The sequence below is a fragment of the Serratia proteamaculans genome (assembly GCF_008830365.1).
GTDB lineage: Bacteria > Pseudomonadota > Gammaproteobacteria > Enterobacterales > Enterobacteriaceae > Serratia > Serratia proteamaculans.
The window spans coordinates 1,024,493-1,047,760 of sequence record NZ_WBKI01000001.1; the positions used below are offsets into that span (position 1 = coordinate 1,024,493).

Consider the following 23,268-nt stretch of genomic DNA (forward strand, 5'->3'; position numbering starts at 1 on the left):
TACAAAATTGTTAATGCCCGTGGCGTTTGCTACGGGCAGTATAGTGAAATCCCTTCCTTGATAAGCAGACAGCTATGACTCAACAACGACCTTTACCCAGTGGCGAAATGGTGCTACGAACGCTGGCGATGCCGGCAGATACCAATGCCAACGGTGATATTTTTGGCGGCTGGCTGATGTCGCAGATGGACATCGGTGGCGCTATTCAGGCAAAAGAAATTGCCGAAGGCCGTGTCGTGACCGTGCGAGTGGATGGCATGACCTTCCTGAAACCGGTCGCGGTAGGTGACGTGGTATGTTGCTACGCACACTGTATCCGCACCGGACGCAGTTCGATCACCATCAATATCGAAGTGTGGGTCAAGAAAGTGTCTTCTGCACCTATCGGGCAGCGCTACCGTGCGACCGAAGCCGTGTTTACCTATGTTGCCGTAGACGACGAAGGTAATTCACGCGCCCTGCCCGACGGTAAGATGAACTTCCGTGTTGGCTTCGAAGAATAAGCCGGAATTCAGGCAGTAAAAAGGGTCGCCCTGTGGCGACCCTTTTCTTTGTCAAAATCACTCTCGGTGTCAGTTCATTTCCGTGGTGCCGTTAATTTTAAAGCGGATACTCATGGTGATATTCTTCGCTTCCTTGGCTTCATAACGCCACTTACGCATTGCCTGTTTCACTTCACGCTCAAACATATTGCGTGGCTCCGCATACAGGATACGCACGTTACTCAAACGGCCATCACTGTCGACATCAAACTGCACCCGCACATTGCCTTCAATCTGCAAGGCTCTGGCGCGCGGCGGATAAATCGGGTCGGCACGGCTGATCGCTCTCGGCGTCACATCACGCGAATTGCCCGCAACCGGCGCTGATGGCGCCTGCTTCACCGGAGCCCTATCGACAGGCTTGGCCGGTTGGTTATTTTCAAACGGTGACGGCTCACGCGGCTCGGTTTTCTGCGGCTCACGTTTAACCGTTTTCTCGACCTTCGGCTTCGGTTTTGGCTTCGGCTTGGGTTTTACCGGCTCAGGCTTCAGTATCGCCTTCGGCGGTGGCTCTGGGAGCGGTTCCGGCTCGGGCTCGGGTGCAGGCTCCACCTGCGGCTCTGGCTCAGGCTCGGCCGGTGCAGGCGGTGGCGGCTCTGCCATCGCGGCGGTATTGACCATCATGACGCTGATCGGCGCATCCTCAGGTTTCGGCAACTCCATCACCTCCTTGACAGAAGCATAGAGCAGACTCGCCACCAGGGCGCTATGTAAGCCAACGGACAGGACAATTGGCACGGACAAACGGCGATTAAGGAACATCTTTTTTAGCGGCATAATGATTCTGTTTCCTCTGGTTCGCCAAGTTTAAATGCAAATAGCAATCATATTCAATAACGAATGGCAAACTATCGCTCTAATCGTCATTATTCATTGCTAAAACCTGTAAACTCATGAGGATATTAACCTTTCATTTGCCTTTTAACTGAGGCTTTTACACGCTTCATTAACCTGATTCACCTGGGTCAAAACCGAAAAAACCCGCCGTAGCGGGTTATCTTTGCCCCATGCAGCGTTATTCTTCATCGCCGTAATACAGTACGCCCAGTTTGATCAGCGGTCGGCCCTGCGCTTTACGATGCAGGTTGCTGTCACGTAGCGAATAGACGCAGCCGCAGTACTCTTGCTGATAAAAACGCTCACGTTTGCTGATGTCGATCATCCGCGACGAACCGCCTTTTTTACGCCAGTTGTAATCCCAATACTCCAAATCGGGGTACTTTTCCGCCGCGCGCACTCCACAGTCGGTGATTTGCTGCATATTCTTCCAGCGAGAGATACCCAGCGAGCTGGAAATAGTGTCGTAGCCGTTTTCATGCGCGTAGAGTGCGGTGCGTTCAAAACGCATGTCAAAACACATGGTGCAGCGGATACCGCGCTCAGGTTCATGCTCCATGCCTTTGGCACGAGCGAACCAGTTATCGGTATCATAATCGGCGTCGATGATCGGTACCCCGTGCTGCTCGGCAAAGCGGATATTCTCGTCCTTGCGCAGCAGGTATTCCTTTTGCGGATGGATATTCGGGTTATAGAAGAAAATGGCGTATTCGATGCCGGAGGCTTGAATGGCTTCCATCACCTCCCCGGAACAGGGCGCACAGCAAGAGTGCAGCAACAGTTTACTTTTGCCCTCAGGCAAGTCGAGTTTATCTCTAACCAGTTCCGTCATTTCCTCACCTCTCAATCCTTGTCTCATTAAACCGCGCGGCCGCACTATACGAATAAAAGCTAGTCGCTTCAAGGCATAAGCGCCAGCCACAGTTAAATTCCAGCGGGCGGGCATTCCCTTGTATCTCCTTTTGCGCTACTTTAAATTTACCCTTCTATAGCAATGATTTTAAAGGTGAAACATGCTTTATCTGATCTACGCACAAGACGTGCCCAACTCTTTGGAAAACCGCCTGTCAGTACGCCCCGCACACTTGGCTCGCCTGCAGGCACTGCGTGACGCAGGTCGCCTGATAGTTGCCGGCCCCAATCCAGCCATCGACAGCAACGATCCGGGCAGTGCCGGTTTCAGCGGTTCTACGGTGATTGCGGAATTCGCCTCACTGGCCGATGCCCAAGCCTGGGCTAAACAGGATCCTTACGTCGCCGCCGGTGTTTATGCCGAGGTGACGGTCAAACCCTTCAAGCAAGTGTTGTAGTTTAATGATGACCCGCAGTTGATGTTGCTACGGGTTGTCTATTACAACCAGGTCCCAATTTGATCCGCTAAAATAAATATCGACTCCTGAGTCATAGCATAATTGCCCATTTCCCCGTTTAGCCTTGGATGGCACAACAGCCGTGTACCTGTGCGCTATTGTGCATTAACCAAAGCACTCATAGACTTCAATGACTGTATAAAAATACAGTATTCATTTTGCTATGAGGATCTAAATAATGAACACCTGCCCTGATATTGCAACATTGAGAAGTACTGTCCCTACCGCTGCCGGCGAGCTGATCGCCGTAACCGCCTATGATGCAAACTGGAGCACCGGTAGCCGTCAGCCAACCGGTGGCGGCATTTTTGTCGCAAAAGCGCAGCCGACACCAGCGGATGATGGTGGTATGTTTATCCGTTCTAATACTTCGTGGGTCTGGCTACGTGTATTGGAGGTAGCGGGCACCGTCTCGCCTTATATGTACGGCGCGAAAGGCGATGGTATTGCTGACGATACCGATGCGATCCAAAAAGCCCATGATTACGCCAGTTCGCAGGCAACCACCAGCGGTGCACGTGTGTTGAAAAACGGCAATCTTATTTTTGGAAATGGTCGTTTCAAATGTATTACAAAACTAACCTTTGATACCAAAACCGTCGATTATGATTTTTCCGGTGCATTACTGGATTTCACAGCAATGACACCTGGCACTGCAGAACTTCACAAGGCTGCCATCGACTGGAAAAATAATGCCGGTTATGCCCAAGGTAATCTGAGTGCTAAAAATCTGCGAATGATCGGCCCTGGCGCTGACTCGTTTATTGATGGAATGGCATTCTCTACATCGCTTTCAGGCAGCTACCCACGTAACTCGCTGACGTTCACCGGCGGTGGTATCGAGGGATTCTCCTGCGGCATTACAGGTACCACTAATTTCTATTTCCTGCGCATGTACGGCTTCACTTTCAACCATTGCGACACTTGCTATTTCTTCCCAAACAATACCTCAGACTCCGGTGAAGAGATGAACTTCCACAGCTGTGTCTTTGCCCAAAGTAACTGCGGCGTGAACCTGCAGGGAGGATATAGCTACTTCTTCAATTGTTCCTTCGACTATATCTACGGGAAAAGTGGGCCGCAAACGTCGGCAGACAGACTGGGGAAATATATTCATATCGAAGGCGGTCAACACACTTTCCGCGATTGCCACTTTGAGGGTTACGGCCCCCAAAATTACATCGTCAACATCCCAGATGATAAAAGCTGTAAAGTTAACTTTATTGGCGGCATCTTCACCTTTAAAGCTGGTGGCAGCCCATCGACCTATCCGACTACCTGTAACCCTTTCTACTTTGGCAACCTGGCACGAGTCGTGTTTGAAAAAGTCAATATTGGTCAGATGCAGCAAGGTGGCGATGCAAACGTCAGCGGCTGGATTGATGGTAACGGTTCAGTGTCATTGCATGATACGCAACTGCCGATCGCCTGGCCTTATTTGTTGTCGCAAGTACGTACCGATGCAACGGTGCAGGACAACTGGCTCGATGGCTCAACCTATACCAGCGGTGCCGGGAATGAGAAATGGACCGAGGAAGTTTGGGTATTACCGCCAGGAGGCGTTAATAGCGTGCGCAAATCACGTTACGGCTGGGGAACCGCAGCCAGTACCAATTTCAGCATGATCCGACAGGCCAACTTTGTCTCCCTGGGGCGTAATGTAAGCGCCGGAGACGGTGTATTTCAGGCCGTGTTAGGAACTATAAAACTGAAAGGCTACGGCGGTGTCATTCATCACCTCCGAGCCAATACATTCGCAGGCGATGGTCAAAGCTGCCAGGTTAAAATTATTTGGGCAAAACTGAGCGAATTTGGTGCTCAGCAGGATGTTGAGCCCAAAATACTAATGCAACAAACCGGCCACTCATACACCTTTAATTTCAGCGGATTAGAATCCGAATTGAAAACCGTGGTTATTCCTGGACAAATGCAGGGCTATGTCACCCAGCCACCATCATTTGAACGGGCCCCAGATTGGGCAACGCATGCTTTCTTACTGGTGGATACCACTAAAATGAAAAGCAACTTCGACCTGCGAATTACGGACGTTTATATGCGTCAGGTCTAAAGAGTACAATGTTAACAGCAGCCGCAGATGACCGCGGCTTTTTCATACAAAAAAAAGCCAGCACGGAGTGGCTGGCTAAAGGGTTCTTCGAGGGAATATCTTGTCCGATAAACTTACTCTCTTCACTTGTCGGTCCGCCATCTATTGCTGTGATAGGCGAGCTATTTTTTCGCAAAAATCAACGCCTGCATATCCGTAAACATGGCGTCCCACTCTGGCTGGTCAATCGCCATCAGGCCAAAGAAACGCAGCATAAATGCCCCTTCTGTGGCCAGAAAAGCCAATCGAGCGCGTTTGCCCTCTTCGCTGGTTAAGTCCAGACCGGCGATCCGGCTGCGGTACCACTCGCGCGTACTGTCCAAATGCTCTGGCGTTTGGATCAGCGTCGCCATCAGCCCCGCCGCCTTGGCGCTGGATGCCTGATCGGAACTTCGGGTCGCCTGCATATGTGCTTGCACACTAGTCGTGGCCGAGGGATTGTCCCCGGCAATGGCATCAAACACCCGGTCATAGGCCTTACCCCAACGATCGAACATCGCATCAATTAACGCGTCTTTGCTGCCAAAGCAGTATTGCACCCCGCCCTTGGAAATCCCCATCGCCTTGGCAACGGAATCAATGGTCAGCCCGGCAGCACCCTGCGTGGCGACAATCTCTTCAGCCGTATCCAGAACCTTGTCACGATCGATGCTGCGTTGACGTCCCATTGAGAAACCCTCTTTTCAATACATACGTATGGATATATATTAGCGCCAGTATACCACCCGACAGGTTCGGGTGGTGACTTTATGGCAACGCATCCGCGTCGCTCGCTTTTTTTGGAATAATATTATGCACGTAAACAACCGCTGGTTGATCCTGGCAATGATTTCCAGCGCGCTATTTTTGATCATCATCGACATGACGGTGCTGTACACCGCATTGCCACGCCTGACGCTAGCGCTGGATGCCAGTGCGTCACAAAAATTATGGATCGTGAATGCCTACCCGTTAGTGGTTGCCGGTTTGCTGCCCGGTGCAGGCATGTTGAGCGATCGCATTGGTCATAAACGGCTGTTTATTGCCGGGTTGCCCGTGTTTGCCGTCGCCTCCCTGTGTGCGGCCTTTTCTCCTTCAGCCGAATGGTTGATCGCCGCTCGCGTATTCCTCGCTGTCGGTGCAGCAATGATGATGCCGGCCACGCTGTCCATTGTCCGCCACGTTTTTACCGACGAACGCGAACGCGCCTTGGCGATTGGTATTTGGGCTGCAGTCGCCTCTGGTGGTGCCGCTATTGGCCCGGTGGTTGGCGGGGTCCTGCTGGAATATTTCTGGTGGGGGTCGGTGTTCTTGATCAACGTGCCAGTCGTTATGGTGGTGTTACCGCTGGCATGGCGGTTGATACCGCACTGCGGCGGAGAAAATAAACGCCCTTACGATATCATCGGTTCGGTGCAGGTCATGGCCGGTCTGGTGGGCTGCATCTATGCGCTGAAGGAACTGAGCAAGGCGACGCCCTCCTTTATTGCGCTGGTGATTGCCGCCGCCATCGGTATTTTCTCGCTCTGGCTGTTTGTCCGTCGCCAGCGTCAGGCGCGTTATCCAATGATCGACTTCTCGCTGTTCCAGAATCGGCTGTTTGCCGGCGGCGTCGGCGTGGCTCTGATATCGATGATAGCCCTGGTCGGTGTGGAGCTGGTACTGACGCAACGTCTACAGTTGGTGCTTGAACTTAGCCCGTTACAAGCGGCACTGTTCATTCTGCCGATCCCCGTGGCGTCTGCATTAGCCGGTCCGCTGGCCGGATTAATGCTGCCACGCTACGGCGAGCGCAGCATGATATTCGGTGGGTTGCTCCTGACCGGCTTGGGTATTGGCGGCCTGGCGCTGCTTTATCAGAGTAGCCTGGTGCTGCAGTTGGTTTGCCTGTTTATCGCCGGTTTTGGTCTTGGGGGAGTAATTACCGCCGCGTCGACTGCCATCATGCTCAATGCTCCGGAAGAAAAATCCGGTATGGCGGCGTCGATCGAAGATGTGTCCTATGAACTGGGCGGCGTTCTGGGCATCACCTTGCTGGGTGGGTTGATGACCGCCATCTATAGCCACAGTCTGGCGCTGCCTGGCAGTCTGCCGGTGAGTGAAGCCGCTTACGACAGTATCGATGAGGCCTTGCGGTTGGCCTCAACTCTGGCCGCCGATCAGGCACAACAGCTTAAGCAACTGGCCCGCCTGGCTTTCGACCGCGCATTTATCGTGGTGCTGATCACGGCGGCATTACTGATGGTGCTGGGTGCCGGTGTGACAAAAATGGCCTTGCGCAAGTAATGATAAGAAGCCGCTTTTGTTGTTAACGCATTCTGCTTAAACTGAATTGGCAATTTGCTTCTCGGATTTATCGTTATTGGTTTCAACGATTGCATTGATGCTTTTGATCGTCTTTAACCCTGCGATAAATCCGGTTACTGTGTTTGTTATGGATATTGTGTAAATCATCGAATCAAATAATCAGGAGAAGATTATTATGGCAACGACGAAGAAAGCAGCTAAAAACCATATCGGCCTGGACAGTAAACAATCGGCAAAACTATCGGAAGCGTTGAATGCGCTGCTGGCGAATTATCAGGTGCTGTATATGAACGTGCGCGGTTACCACTGGAACATTTCCGGCCCGCATTTCTTTGAGCTGCACGTCAAATTTGAAGAAACCTATAACGATCTGCTGACCAAGGTTGATGAGTTGGCGGAACGTATTCTGACCCTGGGTTCGCAGCCGCGTCATGCCTTCAGCGATTATCTGAAAACTTCCGACATCAAGGAAGACACCAACGTCACCGATGATAAAGGCACGCTGGGTGGGTTGCTGCACGGTTATTCGGTGCTGTTGCAACAGCAGCGCGACCTGTTGACACTGGCCGCCGATGCGGGTGATGAAGGGACGGCTTCACTGATGAGCGACTACATCAAAGAGCAGGAAAAGCAGGTTTGGATGCTTAACGCCTATCTGGGGAAATAAACCCAACCGCAGTTAACAGAAACAGTCCCCTCAGGGACTGTTTTTGCTTTACCACTCGTAGGCCACCACAAACAGCAATGAACGTCGGTGCTGGTCATCCAGGCGACGTCGCACCCGAATAATATGCCGATTGCTGCAAGACTGGCGTTCCAACCAGCGATGCCTGCGGCGCTGACTCTGTCGTAGCATCCGCCAGCGGCCCACCTCGTTTCTACTGCGTCTCATCGTTTTGTCACTCATCCGTCAAAAACCTACGGCGGGCATTATAGCCCTTTCGCTGAGCGATCCAAGCCTCAGTTCGCCGTATTTTAATCCGACTGGGCGACGCGATAACCGGCGAAAAATGTATTTTTTGTTTACAGCAAGTGCCTTAAGCCAATCATATTTTTGCAACATAAGCGCCGAGAAAAGGTTTCCCCTTTAGCGTTCTGTGCGTACACTCATCGTTGGTGGTTTGCGAACGGGATTTTTCGCCTTTATGACAACATTTTATACCGTAATCAGTTGGCTCATGGTCTTTGGTTACTGGCTGCTTATCGCCGGTGTGACACTGCGTATTCTGATGAAACGTCGCGCTGTACCTTCCGCTATGGCCTGGTTGCTGGTTATCTATATTCTGCCGCTGTTCGGTATCGTGGCTTACTTATCCTTTGGTGAATTGCATCTGGGCAAACGCCGCGCCGAACGCGCCAAGGCGATGTGGCCTTCTACCGCACGCTGGCTGAGCGAATTAAAAGAGAGCCAGCGCATCTTCGCCACCGATTACAGCGAGGTCGCCAGACCCCTGTTCCAACTGTGCAATCGTCGCCAGGGTATTGATGGCGTCAAGGGCAACCAACTTCAGTTACTCACCACCACCGACGCAACGCTAAAAGCGCTAATCCGTGATATTGAGCTGGCGCGCCATAATATTGAGATGGTGTTTTACATCTGGCAGCCCGGCGGATTGGTGGATCAGGTGGCCGAATCCCTGATGGCCGCTGCGCGCCGCGGTGTACATTGTCGCCTGATGCTGGACTCTGCCGGCAGCCTGCAGTTCTTCCGCAGCCCCTATCCCGGCATGATGCGTAATGCCGGCATCGAGGTGGTGGAATCACTCAAGGTCAACCTGTTCCGCGTATTCCTGCGCCGGATGGATTTGCGTCAACACCGTAAAGTGGTGCTGATTGACAACTATATTGCCTACACCGGCAGTATGAATATGGTCGATCCACGCTATTTCAAACAGGACGCCGGTGTTGGTCAGTGGATCGATCTGATGGCACGTATGGAGGGCCCAGTCGCCAGTACCATGGGTATCGTTTATGCCTGTGACTGGGAGATTGAAACCGGTAAACGGATCCTACCACCGCCGCCGGACGTCAATATCATGCCGTTCGAACAGGAAAGCGGTCACACTATCCAGGTTATCGCCTCCGGCCCCGGCTTCCCGGAAGAAATGATCCACCAGGCGCTGCTGACCGCAGTTTACTCAGCACGTGAACAGTTGATCATGACCACCCCCTATTTCGTACCCAGCGACGATTTGCTGCATGCGATCTGCACCGCCGCACTGCGCGGGGTTGAAGTCAGCATTATTGTGCCACGCGATAACGACTCCACGATGGTACGCTGGGCCAGTCGCTCTTTCTTCTCCGAACTGCTGGAAGCAGGCGTCAATATCTACCAGTTTGAAGACGGCTTGCTGCATACCAAGAGCGTACTGGTCGATGGTCAACTCAGCCTGGTTGGCACGGTAAATTTGGATATGCGCAGCCTGTGGCTGAATTTCGAAATCACACTGGTGATCGACGATGACGGTTTCGGCAGCGATCTGGCCTGCGTGCAGGATGACTATATAGCCCGTTCGCAGTTGCTGAATGCCAAAGAGTGGCAGAAACGGCCGTTCTGGCACCGTATTGTTGAGCGCCTGTTCTACTTTTTCAGCCCGCTGCTATAAATGCCGTAGCGGGCATGCTTTAATAATGCCAAATCATTTGTTATCGGGATTTAATTATGGATTTGAATAACCGCCTTACTGAAGACGAAACGCTGGAACAGGCTTACGACATCTTTTTGGAGTTGGCCGGCGACAATCTGGATCCGGCGGATATTCTGCTGTTCAACCTGCAGTTTGAGGAGCGCGGTGGCGCCGAACTGTATGACCCGGCGGAAGACTGGTCGGAACATGTGGATTTTGACCTGAACCCGGACTTTTTCGCCGAAGTGGTGATTGGCCTGGCGGACAGCGATGGCGAACCGATCAATGACGTGTTTGCCCGCGTGCTGCTGTGCCGAGAGAAAGACCACAAGCTTTGCCACATTCTGTGGAAAGAGTAAGCGGCTATCAGGCATAAAAAAACCCGCCAATTTTGGCGGGTTTTTTGTTGGCGAAAAACACCGATTACAGCGGATCGACCTTCAGACAAGAAACCGCATGGCGGAAGCTGCCTTCCAGCAACGGTCGGGTCTTGGCGCATTCCGGCCCGGCGATGGGACAGCGAGTACGGAACACACAGCCAGATGGCGGGTTGATCGGTGAAGGCAGTTCCCCTTCCAGCAACTGGATCTGTTTATCCTTCTCCTTGTCCGGATCAGGAACCGGTACCGCCGACATCAGAGCTTTGGTATAAGGGTGCTGCGGGTTGTGGTACACCTCATCATAGGTGCCCAGTTCCACCGCATGACCCAGATACATTACCAACACGCGGTCAGAGATGTGTTTTACTACCGCGAGGTCATGAGCGATAAAGATCAGCGACAGCCCCATTTCACGCTGCAGTTGCTGTAACAGGTTCACCACCTGCGCCTGGATCGATACGTCCAGCGCCGAGACCGGTTCATCACAAATCACCAGTTTTGGCTCCAGGATCAGGGCGCGGGCGATACCGATACGCTGACACTGACCACCGGAAAACTCATGCGGATAACGGTTGATCAGGTTTGGCAACAGGCCAACCTTCAGCATCATCGCTTTAACCTTGTCTTTCACTTCCTGACGCGGCATTTTTGGGTAATAGGTACGCAGTGGCTCGGCGATGATTTCCCCAATGGTCATGCGCGGGTTCAGTGAGGCCAGCGGATCCTGGAAGATCATCTGAATATCGCTGCGGGTTTTGCGCCAGTCAACGTCGCTCATACCGAGCAAGTCTTTACCCAGCCAGGCAACGCGCCCGCTGGTCGCTTTCACCAGACCGATAATAGCGCGGGCAAAGGTCGATTTACCACAGCCCGACTCGCCCACCACGCCCAGAGTTTCCCCTTCGAACAGGCGCAGTGTCACACCGTCAACGGCCTTCAGGGTTTTCGGCGGCTGCCAGAACCACTGTTTGTCATCATGAATGTCGAAGTGCACTTTCAAATCAGCCACTTCGAGCAGGACTTTCTTGTCGGTTACCGTACTCATACCAACGCCTCCACCGGTTTAAAGCAGGCACGTAGACGCCCTTCACCAAACTGCTCCAACGGCGGAGCGCTTGCACATTGCGGCATCGCGTACGAACAACGCGGCTGGAACGGGCAGCCTTTCGGCAGGCGTAGCAGATTCGGTGGGTTGCCAGGAATAGTCATCAGCGCCTCACCTTCGGCGTCCAAACGAGGTACCGCATTCAGCAAACCAATCGAGTAAGGGTGGCTAGGACGATAGAACACATCGCGTGCACTGCCATATTCCATGGTGCGTCCGGCGTACATCACCAGCACCTTGTTACAGATGCCGGCCACCACGCCCAGGTCGTGGGTGATCATAATGATGGCAGTGTTGAACTCGCGCTTAAGCTCGTTCAGCAGTGTCATGATCTGCGCCTGAACCGTCACATCCAGTGCGGTGGTAGGTTCATCGGCAATCAACAGCTTCGGCCGGCACAGCAACGCCATGACAATCATCACGCGCTGGCGCATACCGCCGGAAAACTCATGCGGATACATGCGCATGCGCTTACGCGCTTCAGGCATTTTAACCGCATCAAGCATGCGCACCGATTCTTCAAAGGCCGCACTTTTACCCATGTTCTTGTGCTGCATCAGCACTTCCATCAACTGCTCACCAACGCGCATATAGGGGTTGAGTGAGGTCATCGGGTCCTGGAAGATCATCGAAATCTCTTCCGCCCGCAGCTTATTGAGCTGTGTTTCCGGCAGGTTGAGAATTTCACGGCCGTTAAATTTAGCCGAGCCGCCAATGCGACCATTGCTGGCCAACAGCCCCATCAGCGCAAAGGCGGTCTGGGATTTACCAGAACCGGATTCCCCCACGATACCCAGCGTTTCGCCGGCGCGCAGGTCAAAGTTCAGATCGTTCACTGCCGTCACGTCACCGTCCGGAGTGCCGAAGGTCACGCGCAGGTCTTTTACATCCAGCAACAGCGGCGATTTAGCGGCGGTGCTGGTTTGCAACTGTGGATTTTCAATGGTGCTCATGATTGCACTCCTTAACGATCTTTCGGGTCGAGGGCGTCACGCAGGCCATCGCCGATAAAGTTGAAACAAAACAGAGTGACAACCAGGAAACCCGCCGGGAACAGCAGCAACCACGGTGAAACTTCCATCGAGTTGGCGCCATCGCTCAGCAATGCACCCCAGCTGCTTAACGGTTCCTGAGTACCCAGCCCCAGGAAGCTGAGGAAAGATTCGAACAGGATCATACTCGGCACCAGCAATGAGGCGTATACCACCACCACACCGAGCACGTTCGGCACGATATGGCGCAGCACGATATTACGGCTCGACACACCGCATACCAACGCCGCTTCGATAAATTCCTTACGCTTTAGGCTCAGGGTTTGTCCGCGCACAATACGCGCCATATCCAGCCAGGACACCATGCCGATCGCCACAAAGATCAGCAGGATGTTTTGCCCGAAGAAGGTGACCAGCAAGATAACGAAGAACATGAACGGGAAGGAGTTGAGGATTTCCAACAGGCGCATCATTACCGAATCGGTTTTACCGCCCAGGTAACCGGACATCGCACCATACAGCGTCCCGACAATCACCGCCACCAGCGCGGCTGATACGCCAACCATCAGCGAGATACGTCCGCCAATCGCCACGCGCACCAGCAAATCACGACCGGAGGAGTCGGTGCCAAAGTAATGGCCCGCGTCAAGGCTCGGCGCGGCCGACATCATCGCCCAATCGGTATCGTCATAGGCAAACTGTGACAGCCAGGGTGCCACAATCACAAACAGGGTAATCAGCACCAGCACAAACAAGCTGCTGACTGCCGCACGGTTATGCACAAAGCGACGACGGGCATCCTGCCACAGGCTGCGCCCTTCTACTTCGAGCTTTTCGCTGAAGTTCTCCAGAGCCTCGCTGTTCTTTTTCGTCAACATCATTTGCGTGCTCCAGCTTAATAACGAATTTTTGGATCGATAACGGCGTACAGCACGTCGACGATCGCGTTAAACAAAATAGTCAGGCCACCCACCAGAATGGTCAGGCTCAATACCAAGGAATAGTCGCGGTTCAGCGCGCCGTTAACAAACAGCTGGCCGATACCCGGCAGACCATAAATGGTTTCGATCACCATGGAACCAGTGATAATGCCGACAAACGCCGGGCCCATGTAAGAAAGCACCGGTAATAACGCAGGCTTGAGCGCATGGCGGAAAATAATGCGCCGCATCGGTAAGCCTTTGGCGCGGGCTGTGCGGATAAAGTTTGAGTGCAGCACTTCAATCATCGATCCACGCGTGATACGGGCGATACTGGCAATATAGGCCAGTGATAACGCCACCATCGGCAGGATGATGTATTTCGGCGCCCCTCCGTTCCAACCGCCACCCGGCAACCATTTCAGCGTGATGGCGAAAATCAACACCAGTAACGGCGCCACCACGAAACTGGGGATCACCACCCCGGTCATGGCAAAGCCCATCACCGTATAATCCCATTTGGTATTTTGATTCAGTGCAGCAACCACCCCGGCGCTAACCCCCAAGACGACCGCCAACAAAAATGCGGCAAGGCCAAGTTTGGCGGAGACCGGGAATGAAGAAGCCACCAGATCGTTTACCGAGTAATCTTTGTATTTGAATGACGGCCCAAAATCGCCTTTCGACAGTTGCACCAGATAATGGCCGTACTGCTTCCAGATCGGATCGTTCAAATGATATTTGGCCTCGATGTTGGCCATCACTTCCGGCGGCAATGCACGCTCGCCGGTAAATGGGCTGCCAGGAGCCAAACGCATCATAAAGAATGAGATGGTAATAAGGATAAATAGTGTCGGGATCGCTTCTAACAAGCGACGAAATATAAATTTAAGCATTGCCCTAACCCTGTGCTGCAGCCTGATAACGGCTTATTATTCTCAACATGGGCCGGCGGTTCACACCGCCGGCACTTACCTTATCAATGCTTGATGATGTACAGGTTTTTGTCGTACACGTTATCAAGTGGGTCTTTACCGGTGTAACCCCCAACATAAGGTTTCACCAGACGGGCATTCACATAGTAATAAACCGGAACGATGGCGGAGTCTTTATCCAGCTGCACTTCGGCTTTCTGATACAGCTCTGCACGTTCTTCTTTGGTTTTCGCCGTCAGCACATTCGCCATCAGCTTATCGAACTCCGCGCTCTTATAGTGCGGGGTGTTACTGCTGCTGTCAGACAGCATCATGTTCAGGAACGAGCTTGGTTCGTTATAGTCGGCACACCAGCCGGCGCGCGCTACGTCATAGGTCCCCTGATGGCGGGTGTCCAGGAAGGTTTTCCACTCCTGATTCACTAGCTTCACGTCCACACCCAGGTTTTTCTTCCAGATGGAGGCCGCGGCGATAGCCAGTTTTTTGTGCAGGTCGGAAGTGTTGTACAACAGTGAGAATGTCAGTGGTTTGCCTGGGCCATAACCAGCGTCAGCCAGCAGTTTTTTCGCTACTTCGTTGCGTTTTTCCTGTGTCCAGCCGAACCACTCTGGTGGCGTCAGTTTGGCGCCATCGGTGTAAGGAGGTGTGAAGCTGTAGGCTGGCAGATCACCCTGGTTTTTCACTTTATTGGTGATGATGTCGCGATCCAGACCCAGTTTCAGCGCTTCACGTACACGCTGATCGGTAAATGGCGCTTTCTGGTTGTTGATCTCGTAGTAATAGGTACACAGGTAAGGATCAACATGAACTTCTTTCGGGATCTCTTTTTTCAATTTCTGGAACAGTTCAATCGGCATGTTGTTATAAGTCATGTCGATTTCGCCGGTGCGGTAGCGGTTTACGTCGGTCACTTCCGACGCAATTGGCAGGAACGTCACTTTATTAATGATGGTTTTTGCGTTATCCCAATATTCCGGGTTACGTTCCAGCACGATACGTTCGTTAACCACCCAGTCTTTCAGCTTATAAGCACCGTTGCTGACGTAGTTCGCCGGCAGGGTCCACTTCTCGCCAAACTTCTCGACCGCGTCTTTAAACACTGGTTTCATCGCGTAGTGCGGCGTCATTTCAACCAGATAAGGCACCGGCTCGGTCAGGGTAACCTGGAAGGTGTGATCGTCGATTGCTTTCACGCCCAGGGTGGATTTGTCTTTCTTGCCCGCGATAACGTCATCGACGTTTTCTACGTGAGCGTATTGCAGATAGCTGGCGTAAGGGGATGCCGTTTTTGGATCCACCACGCGCTGCCAGCTATAAACGAAATCTTGCGCCGTTACCGGCTTGCCATTCGACCATTTTGCGTCTTTACGCAGATGGAAGGTCCACACTTTAAAATCTTTGTTATCCCAGCTTTCCGCCACGCCCGGAACGATAGCCCCATCCGGACCATTGTTGGCCAGGCCTTCCATCAGATCGCGGGTAACGTTATTTTCCGGCACGCCTTCGATCTTGTGCGGATCCAGGGACTGCACTTCCGAACCGTTGTTTTTAACGATTTCTTGCTTGTCCGCCAGTTGCACACCCGCCGGCACGTCAGCCGCAAAAGCACTTCCGGTTGCTGTGATGCCCAGCGCGGCAATGATGCCGGCCGCAAGGATGGTTTTTTTCGTGATGTTGGTCATGTGTATACTTCCGTTTTTATTATCACAGGCTCGTCGTGGAGCCTGCGTTGCCCGTGAGCGGACCTTGTTATACCGGCTACCGATGAACGAATACGGCAGGCGGCCTTCCCTGTATTACTCACCGTTGTTGGCGTGACGTAATACCCCTCGTTACTGCTTGATGATGTATAGATTTTTCACATCGGTGTAATCCAGCGGATCTTTACCGGTAAAGCCGCCCACTGATGGCCTGATCAGACGCGCGCTAATGCGGTAATACACCGGGACCAACGCGGAGTCTTTGTCCAACTGCGTCTCCGCCTGCTGATAAAGAGCAGCGCGGGCAGCTTCATCCGGCGCTTTCAGCGTGCTGGCCATCAGGGCGTCAAACGCCGGGCTCTTGTAAAAAATGGTGTTGATACTGCTATTGGAGATCAGCAGGTTCAGGAAGGCACTTGGCTCATTATAATCACCACACCAGGTGGCCCGAGCCACGTCGTACTGCCCCTGATGGCGGCTTTCCAGTGAGGTTTTCCACTCCTGATTGCGCAGCGTGACATCCGCACCGAGGTTTTTCTTCCACATTGACGCCGCTGCGATCGCCTGCTGTTTATTTTGATCGGAGGTGTTGTACAGCAACGTGAATTTAAGCGGTTTAGCCGCGGTGAAACCTGCCTCGGCCAACAATTTCTTCGCCTCGGTATTGCGCTGTTCCTGGCTCCATCCTGCCCATTCCGGCGCCGTGAACTTGGCACCGTCAGTAAAGGTCGGGGTAAAGCTGTAGGCCGGGATCTGTCCCTGGCCCATGATCTTGTTGGCGATAATGTCGCGGTCCAACGTCAGTTTTACTGCAGCGCGCACCCGGGCATCGGTAAATGGTGCGCGCTGGTTGTTGATCTCGTAATAAAAAGTGCACAGATAAGGGTTAACGTGCAATTGCTCAGGAATTTCGCTCTTCATCTTCGCGAACAGATTTGGCGGGATGGCGCTGTTAGTGATATCAATTTCACCGCTGCGGAAGCGGTTGACGTCACTGACTTCTGAAGAAATCGGCAAGAACGTTGCCTGATCGATTACCGTTTTCTTGTTATTCCAGTAGGTTGGGCTGCGTTCAAGCACAATACGCTCATTCACCACCCAATCTTTCAAGCGATAGGCCCCATTGCCGACATAGTTCGCAGGCAGCGTCCATTTGTCGCCAAACTTCTCAACCACCGAACGTTTTACCGGTTTCAGCGAGGTGTGGCTCAGCATGCTGATAAAATACGGCACTGGCTCGCTCAGGGAGACCTGCAGCGTTTTATCATCAATGGCTTTAACGCCGAGGGTCTGCGGACTTTGCTTGCCGGTCAGGATCGCGTCGGTATTTTCAATTTTGGCGTACTGCAGATAGCTGGCGTAAGGTGAGCCGATTTTCGGATCGGCCAGACGCTGCCAACTGTAGACAAAATCCTGTGCAGTGACCGGTGAGCCATCACTCCATACCGCGTCGGGCCGCAGGTGGAAAGTCCAGGTCTTAAAATCCTGATTTTCCCAATTTGTCGCCGCGGCCGGTACCACGTGCCCATTGGCGTCGGTACTGACCAACCCCTCCAGCAGGTTCAGAATGATATTGCTTTCCGGTATGCCTTCGACCTTATGCGGATCCAATGAAGCCACTTCCGAACCGTTGTTAATGACAATCTTCTGCTGTTGGGCTAATTGCACCCCGGCCGGAACATCAGCCGCCTGAGCAGAATAAACGGTGCTGAGACTCAGCAAACCGGCAATGAACATGGCCAATGGCGTGCGCTTTAAGGTTTGCTGCATAGTCGAGGCTCCTTTTCACCAACAAGCAATGCTTATCGATATTCGTGAAGTATTTATAAGAATTCTAAATAAACAGACACCAGCAAAAATCATTCCCACTTTGGCGACGCGATACTGTTAATTACGCGTAGAAAGTTGCTCAGAAATTAGCAGAAGGCAATTTCCATAGCCAATAATTTTTACAGAAATGTTAAGCAATTCTCTTTTATTGCTCCAAGCAGGTTCTGACCCACTGGTGAAGGGGGTACGTGAAAATAATTTAACCAATTGATTTTAATGATTAAAATTAAAAAAATAACCGTCAGAGCCGTACGCAGCGAACCCACACACCAGATAAAGAAACATTCAGTTAACAAAGGCGCAGTTCAAAGAACAAACACCTGCTTATGTGCGGTTAATCACTAATAACACCTGGATGAAAGCGAGACAAGCCCTACAGAATGATGTGATTAAATTAACAGCGAATTTGATGTTCAGAAGGTAATAAAGGGCAATAACCGAGGGGGATAAGGGGTAAAAATAGCGCTTAGAGCTTTTATTGAGCAACAGATTAAGATTTATGCCACATTATGGTGCAAGTGAATAAAATTCATTCACATTAAGCACCATATTAATGCGAGACAATAATAGTTTTTATTTTTTAAAATTAATTTGAGCCGCGAATCATCCTATTCGCGACTCATTCCCCGGATTACAGCAAGCCGGGGAATATGGCTTTTATACCCGTCACGATAAACTCGATACCCAATGCCATCAGCAACAACCCCATGATACGGGTGATGACGTTAATGCCGGTTTGCCCCAATAGACGCACCAGCAGAGGCGCAGCGCGGAACAACAACCAACAACAAAAGGCAAACAACGCGATGGCCAGGGTAAACCCCAGCAGGTTCTGCCAGCTGTGATAGCGAGAACTCCAGACTATGGTGGAACTGATGGCGCCCGGTCCAGCCATCAGTGGCAATGCCAACGGCACCACGCCGATGCTCTCACGGATCGCGCTCTCTGATTTTTCCTGTTTGTTCTGTTTGTCCTCGCCCAGCTTGCCGCTGATCATCGACATGGCAATGCTGACCACCAGAATGCCGCCGGCAATACGGAACGAGTCAATAGAGATGCCGAACATGCGCAAAATCCCCTCCCCCAAAAACAGCGAGGTCCACAGGATAATGGCGACCGACAGGTTGGCGGTCAGGTTAGTTTTATTGCGCCCGGCCGCCGCCTGGTAGCTGGTCATACTGATAAACACCGGCAAAATACCCACCGGGTTCACCAGTGCAAACAGGCCGACAAAAAATTTAATGAAGCCGGAAAAATCCAACAGAGATGGGCCCACAAATGACTCCGCTTTAGTAACGCTAAAAGTGACAATGCCTTCGCGCGCTAATGTAATAGAATTGCCACGGGTAATCCATTGGTCATGGGCGGGATTTATATCTATTTATGCCCATGCCGATAAGATAATTCGCCATTGTTAAAGCAATGTACGGTTTATGATTTTTTATGTTGAGAAAAGTGTCTGACATGACAGTTATCAAGAATTATTCTCAACAACCGTAGCTGAATGGTGTCAGCTTGCGGTTTTTATGATTTAAATCACAAAATCACTAACCAAGAGTAGTTAAGCTCTTAGTCGTAGTCAGGGAGTAGAACAGGTTAAGGAAAAAGTGGCATCTCTGTTCGGCCCGCTGTCTTCTTCTGCTGAAGCATCGGGTAAAGCTCTTTAAGCAAATCAGCGACATGTGACAAAAAATGGCGGAAAGCCCTTGTTTTTAAAGCAGCATTTTCCCCCGTTCTGTCTATACTACTTGCTCGCACGGCTGATTTACTGAAAGAGTTTAACATTATCAGGAGAGCATTATGGCTGTAACAAATGTCGCTGAACTGAACGAGCTAGTTGCACGTGTCAAAAAAGCCCAGCGCGAATATGCCAACTTCACTCAAGAGCAAGTTGATAAAATTTTCCGCGCTGCTGCCCTCGCCGCTGCCGATGCCCGCATTCCTCTGGCCAAATTGGCCGTTGAAGAATCCGGGATGGGTATCGTTGAAGATAAAGTGATCAAGAACCACTTCGCATCAGAGTTTATCTACAACGCCTATAAAGATGAAAAAACCTGCGGCATTCTGGCCGAAGACCATACTTTCGGTACCATCACCATTGCAGAGCCTATTGGCCTGATTTGCGGTATCGTACCTACCACCAACCCGACTTCCACGGCCATTTTCAAAGCCTTAATCAGCCTGAAAACCCGTAACGGCATTATCTTCTCTCCGCACCCTCGTGCGAAAAACGCCACCAACAAGGCAGCGGATATCGTGCTGCAGGCCGCGATTGCCGCCGGTGCACCAAAAGACATCGTCGGCTGGATCGACCAACCTACCGTTGAACTGTCTAACCAACTGATGCACCACCCTGACATCAACCTGATCCTCGCGACCGGCGGTCCAGGCATGGTGAAAGCCGCCTACAGCTCCGGCAAACCGGCTATCGGCGTTGGTGCAGGTAACACCCCGGTGGTGGTTGACGAAACCGCAGACATCAAACGCGTTGTCGCTTCAATCTTGATGTCCAAAACCTTCGACAGCGGCGTCATTTGCGCCTCTGAGCAGTCAGTCATCGTGGTTGATTCAATCTATGATGCAGTGCGCGAACGTTTCGCTACCCACGGCGGCTACATGCTGCAGGGGAAAGAGCTGAAAGCCGTTCAGGACATTATCCTGAAAAACGGCGGTCTGAATGCGGCTATCGTTGGCCAGTCTGCACCGAAAATCGCCGAGATGGCTGGCATCAAAGTGCCGGCAAGCACCAAAGTGCTGATCGGTGAAGTGAAACTGGTTGATGAAACTGAGCCTTTCGCTCACGAAAAACTGTCGCCTACGCTGGCTATGTATCGCGCCAAAGACTTTGCCGACGCCGTCAGCAAAGCGGAAAAACTGGTCGCCATGGGCGGTATCGGTCACACCTCTTGTCTGTACACCGACCAGGATAACCAGCCGGAACGCGTTGCCTTCTTCGGCGACAAGATGAAAACCGCGCGTATCCTGATCAATACCCCGGCTTCTCAGGGGGGCATCGGTGACCTTTACAACTTTAAACTCGCTCCGTCACTGACGCTGGGCTGCGGTTCCTGGGGTGGTAACTCCATCTCTGAAAACGTCGGTCCAAAACACCTGATCAACAAGAAAACTGTAGCGAAGCGAGCAGAAAACATGTTGTGGCATAAACTTCCGAAATCAATCTACTTCCGTCGTGGCTCACTGCCTATCGCGCTGGAAGAAGTAGCGACCGACGGGGCAAAACGCGCCTTCATTGTGACCGACCGCTACCTGTTCAATAACGGTTATGCAGACCAGATCACCTCCGTTCTGAAGTCTCACGGCATTGAAACAGAAGTCTTCTTTGAAGTTGAAGCGGACCCAACGCTGTCCATCGTGCGTAAAGGTGCTGAGCAGATGAACTCCTTCAAACCAGACGTAATCATCGCGCTGGGTGGGGGTTCACCGATGGATGCTGCGAAGATCATGTGGGTGCTGTACGAACATCCTGAAACCCATTTCGAAGACCTGGCGCTGCGCTTTATGGATATCCGTAAACGTATCTACAAGTTCCCGAAAATGGGCGTCAAAGCAAAAATGATTGCTGTGACCACCACCTCTGGTACTGGTTCAGAAGTAACACCGTTTGCGGTAGTGACCGACGACGTAACCGGCCAGAAATACCCACTGGCGGATTATGCGCTGACACCGGATATGGCGATCGTTGACGCAAACCTGGTGATGAACATGCCAAAATCCCTGTGCGCCTTCGGCGGCCTGGATGCGGTGACTCATGCACTGGAAGCTTACGTTTCAGTACTGGCGAACGAATACTCTGATGGTCAGGCGCTGCAAGCGTTGAAACTGCTGAAAGAGTATCTGCCAGCCAGCTACAAAGAAGGTGCAAAGAACCCGGTAGCCCGTGAGCGCGTGCACAATGCCGCAACCATCGCCGGTATCGCGTTCGCCAACGCCTTCCTGGGGGTTTGCCACTCAATGGCCCACAAACTGGGCTCTGAGTTCCACATCCCACACGGTCTGGCCAACGCCATGCTGATCTCCAACGTTATTCGCTATAACGCGAACGACAACCCAACCAAGCAAACGGCATTCAGCCAATACGACCGCCCGCAGGCTCGTCGTCGCTACGCTGAAATCGCTGATCACCTCGGTCTGGGCGCTCCTGGCGACCGTACCGCACAAAAAATCGAGAAGTTGCTGACCTGGCTGGACGAGATCAAAGCCGAACTGGGCATCCCGGCATCAATCCGTGAAGCCGGTGTGACGGAAGCCGATTTCCTGGCAAAAGTTGACAAGCTGTCTGAAGACGCCTTTGACGACCAATGTACCGGCGCCAACCCGCGTTATCCGCTGATTGCAGAACTGAAGCAAATTATGCTGGATACCTTCTACGGCCGTAAGTTTAGTGAAGCAGAAGATGAAGAAGTTTTGGTAGCACCTGTTGTGGCCAAAACAGAAAAAAAGACCAAAAAGTAACGGTTCATTGAGCCAATAAAAAACTGCCGAAATAAAGTGAACCCCGAAAGTTGGACACCCCAACGATTAGGGGTTTTCTTTTAAATGGGCAGAAAAAAGTACACAACAGAATTTATCCGTAAGGTTGTCTTCCACTATCTCAAACAATGAGCAAATCAAAGTAAAACTAAACGGCCTAAGCCCGGTACAGTACCGAACTCAGGCCATGTTAGCCGCCAGGAAAAGTATCCAATAAATGGGATTCACTTCAGAAAGGCGGTTTTTTTATGCGGAAGGTTCAGCTCAATCTACCAGGTTGTACAATAGCGTTTAAACGCGCCACAGGGCTCGCTGTCGTGTTTAAACCTTACCCCAGTGCCTGTATGGCTTCCTTGTAATGCTTGCGACAAACGGAGACATAGCTCTCGTTACCGCCAATCACTACCTGCTCACCGGCATGCATCGCCTGCCCGCTCTCATCCAGCCGTAACACCATATTGGCCTTACGCCCGCAATGGCAGATAGTTTTCAACTCTACCAGTTTGTCCGCCCAGGCCAGCAAGTATTGGCTGCCAATGAACAGTTCACCCAGGAAGTCGGTACGCAAGCCGTAACACAAAACCGGAATATCCAGTTGGTCGACGACATCGCATAATTGCTCAACCTGCTGCTTCGTCAGGAACTGGCTTTCATCCAACAACACGCAGTGTATCGGTTGCTGTTGATGTTCCTGTGCAATCATCGCGTAGAGCATCGACTCATTATTATAGAGCTGTGCCTGAGATGACAGGCCAATCCGCGAGCTCACCTTGCCCACGCCAAAACGGTGATCTATTTCGGCGGTAAACACCAGTGTACGCATACCACGTTCTTGATAATTATATGAAGATTGCAACAACGCGGTAGATTTCCCTGCATTCATTGCAGAGTAATAAAAATAAAGTTGAGCCATGGGCCCGCAACTCCAATGGTATAAGAAATATTCAAACGTTGATTCAGGCGTAAAGTGTACCATAACCTGTCGGCCTGCTCACGCCTCCGGGTTAATCAACATCCCGACAAAACGAATACCAAACTTTCAAGTGAAACATTCCGTTCTGTACGTGCCATGCCTTTACATCTATTTACAGGATAATTGCCGTCTGTCATCACATTTAATTACTGCTAATGATTAGCATCAGGCAT

Annotated in this window: 20 protein-coding genes; 8 read left to right on the plus strand and 12 right to left on the minus strand. The window is 51.8% G+C overall.

The window, feature by feature from the left end; all coding sequences use genetic code 11:
* Positions 1-74: 74 nt before the first annotated feature.
* The gene (yciA, locus tag F8R23_RS04840; RefSeq protein ID WP_012145405.1) at positions 75-503 is read left to right on the plus strand and encodes an acyl-CoA thioester hydrolase YciA; all 429 of its coding nucleotides are present in this window, start codon (positions 75-77) and stop codon (positions 501-503) included.
* Positions 504-572: 69 nt separating this feature from the next.
* Here the strand turns inward: yciA and tonB are convergent, their stop codons facing one another.
* Together tonB and F8R23_RS04850 are read right to left on the minus strand one after the other, a co-directional pair.
* Positions 573-1,319: a TonB system transport protein TonB gene (tonB, locus tag F8R23_RS04845; protein ID WP_129934498.1), complete on the minus strand. Its 747-nt coding sequence runs from the start codon at positions 1,317-1,319 to the stop codon at positions 573-575.
* A 238-nt stretch (positions 1,320-1,557) separates the two neighbouring features.
* A complete protein-coding gene (locus F8R23_RS04850) occupies positions 1,558-2,211 on the minus strand; it encodes an epoxyqueuosine reductase QueH (protein WP_099062846.1) in 654 nt (217 codons plus the stop codon).
* 181 nt (positions 2,212-2,392) lie between these two features.
* Between F8R23_RS04850 and F8R23_RS04855 the strand changes: the two genes are divergently transcribed.
* Entirely contained in the window at positions 2,393-2,689 is a 297-nt protein-coding gene (locus F8R23_RS04855; protein ID WP_129934497.1) for a YciI family protein, read from the plus strand.
* Positions 2,690-2,927: 238 nt separating this feature from the next.
* Entirely contained in the window at positions 2,928-4,817 is a 1,890-nt protein-coding gene (locus tag F8R23_RS04860; RefSeq protein WP_129934496.1) for a hypothetical protein, read from the plus strand.
* Between the two features lie 161 nt (positions 4,818-4,978).
* On the opposite strand, the gene F8R23_RS04865 is transcribed toward F8R23_RS04860, so the two are convergent.
* On the minus strand, positions 4,979-5,524 hold the full coding sequence (locus F8R23_RS04865; protein ID WP_151415335.1) for a TetR/AcrR family transcriptional regulator: 546 nt from the start codon (positions 5,522-5,524) through the stop codon (positions 4,979-4,981).
* A 124-nt stretch (positions 5,525-5,648) separates the two neighbouring features.
* Between F8R23_RS04865 and F8R23_RS04870 the strand changes: the two genes are divergently transcribed.
* The gene (locus F8R23_RS04870; RefSeq protein WP_129934494.1) at positions 5,649-7,121 is read left to right on the plus strand and encodes an MFS transporter; all 1,473 of its coding nucleotides are present in this window, start codon (positions 5,649-5,651) and stop codon (positions 7,119-7,121) included.
* 196 nt (positions 7,122-7,317) lie between these two features.
* Positions 7,318-7,809, plus strand: a complete 492-nt coding sequence (locus tag F8R23_RS04875) for a Dps family protein (protein ID WP_085117075.1) — start codon at positions 7,318-7,320, stop codon at positions 7,807-7,809.
* 48 nt (positions 7,810-7,857) lie between these two features.
* On the opposite strand, the gene F8R23_RS04880 is transcribed toward F8R23_RS04875, so the two are convergent.
* Entirely contained in the window at positions 7,858-8,034 is a 177-nt protein-coding gene (locus tag F8R23_RS04880) for a YciY family protein (RefSeq protein WP_071593055.1), read from the minus strand.
* 253 nt (positions 8,035-8,287) lie between these two features.
* Between F8R23_RS04880 and cls the strand changes: the two genes are divergently transcribed.
* Complete coding sequence (gene cls, locus F8R23_RS04885; RefSeq protein ID WP_085117076.1) at positions 8,288-9,748, plus strand: cardiolipin synthase; 1,461 nt, start codon at positions 8,288-8,290, stop codon at positions 9,746-9,748.
* 56 nt (positions 9,749-9,804) lie between these two features.
* The gene (locus F8R23_RS04890) at positions 9,805-10,128 is read left to right on the plus strand and encodes an HI1450 family dsDNA-mimic protein (RefSeq protein WP_004945300.1); all 324 of its coding nucleotides are present in this window, start codon (positions 9,805-9,807) and stop codon (positions 10,126-10,128) included.
* Positions 10,129-10,192: 64 nt separating this feature from the next.
* Here the strand turns inward: F8R23_RS04890 and oppF are convergent, their stop codons facing one another.
* The 7 genes from oppF to F8R23_RS04925 all read right to left on the minus strand — a co-directional run bounded on the left by oppF (position 10,193) and on the right by F8R23_RS04925 (position 18,907).
* Positions 10,193-11,194, minus strand: coding sequence for a murein tripeptide/oligopeptide ABC transporter ATP binding protein OppF (gene oppF / locus F8R23_RS04895; RefSeq protein ID WP_112348478.1), 1,002 nt, complete (start codon positions 11,192-11,194; stop codon positions 10,193-10,195).
* The gene (gene oppD / locus F8R23_RS04900) at positions 11,191-12,207 is read right to left on the minus strand and encodes an ABC transporter ATP-binding protein (protein WP_151415336.1); all 1,017 of its coding nucleotides are present in this window, start codon (positions 12,205-12,207) and stop codon (positions 11,191-11,193) included. The genes oppF and oppD overlap by 4 nt, the downstream gene beginning before the upstream one ends.
* 11 nt (positions 12,208-12,218) lie before the next feature.
* Complete coding sequence (gene oppC, locus F8R23_RS04905; RefSeq protein WP_099062839.1) at positions 12,219-13,127, minus strand: oligopeptide ABC transporter permease OppC; 909 nt, start codon at positions 13,125-13,127, stop codon at positions 12,219-12,221.
* A gap of 14 nt (positions 13,128-13,141) precedes the next feature.
* Positions 13,142-14,062, minus strand: a complete 921-nt coding sequence (gene oppB / locus F8R23_RS04910; protein ID WP_112348479.1) for an oligopeptide ABC transporter permease OppB — start codon at positions 14,060-14,062, stop codon at positions 13,142-13,144.
* 83 nt (positions 14,063-14,145) lie between these two features.
* Positions 14,146-15,783, minus strand: a complete 1,638-nt coding sequence (gene oppA, locus F8R23_RS04915) for an oligopeptide ABC transporter substrate-binding protein OppA (RefSeq protein WP_112348480.1) — start codon at positions 15,781-15,783, stop codon at positions 14,146-14,148.
* Positions 15,784-15,933: 150 nt separating this feature from the next.
* Positions 15,934-17,571, minus strand: coding sequence for an ABC transporter substrate-binding protein (locus F8R23_RS04920; protein WP_151415337.1), 1,638 nt, complete (start codon positions 17,569-17,571; stop codon positions 15,934-15,936).
* A 691-nt stretch (positions 17,572-18,262) separates the two neighbouring features.
* Positions 18,263-18,907 (minus strand): YchE family NAAT transporter, encoded by a 645-nt coding sequence (locus tag F8R23_RS04925; RefSeq protein ID WP_085117083.1) that lies wholly within the window; start codon positions 18,905-18,907, stop codon positions 18,263-18,265.
* Positions 18,908-19,431: 524 nt separating this feature from the next.
* On the opposite strand from F8R23_RS04925, the gene adhE reads away from it, so the two are divergent.
* Complete coding sequence (adhE, locus tag F8R23_RS04930; RefSeq protein ID WP_129934490.1) at positions 19,432-22,104, plus strand: bifunctional acetaldehyde-CoA/alcohol dehydrogenase; 2,673 nt, start codon at positions 19,432-19,434, stop codon at positions 22,102-22,104.
* Between the two features lie 346 nt (positions 22,105-22,450).
* Here adhE and F8R23_RS04935 read toward each other — a convergent pair whose 3' ends face one another.
* Positions 22,451-23,035, minus strand: a complete 585-nt coding sequence (locus tag F8R23_RS04935) for a thymidine kinase (RefSeq protein WP_112348441.1) — start codon at positions 23,033-23,035, stop codon at positions 22,451-22,453.
* Positions 23,036-23,268: the final 233 nt, after the last annotated feature.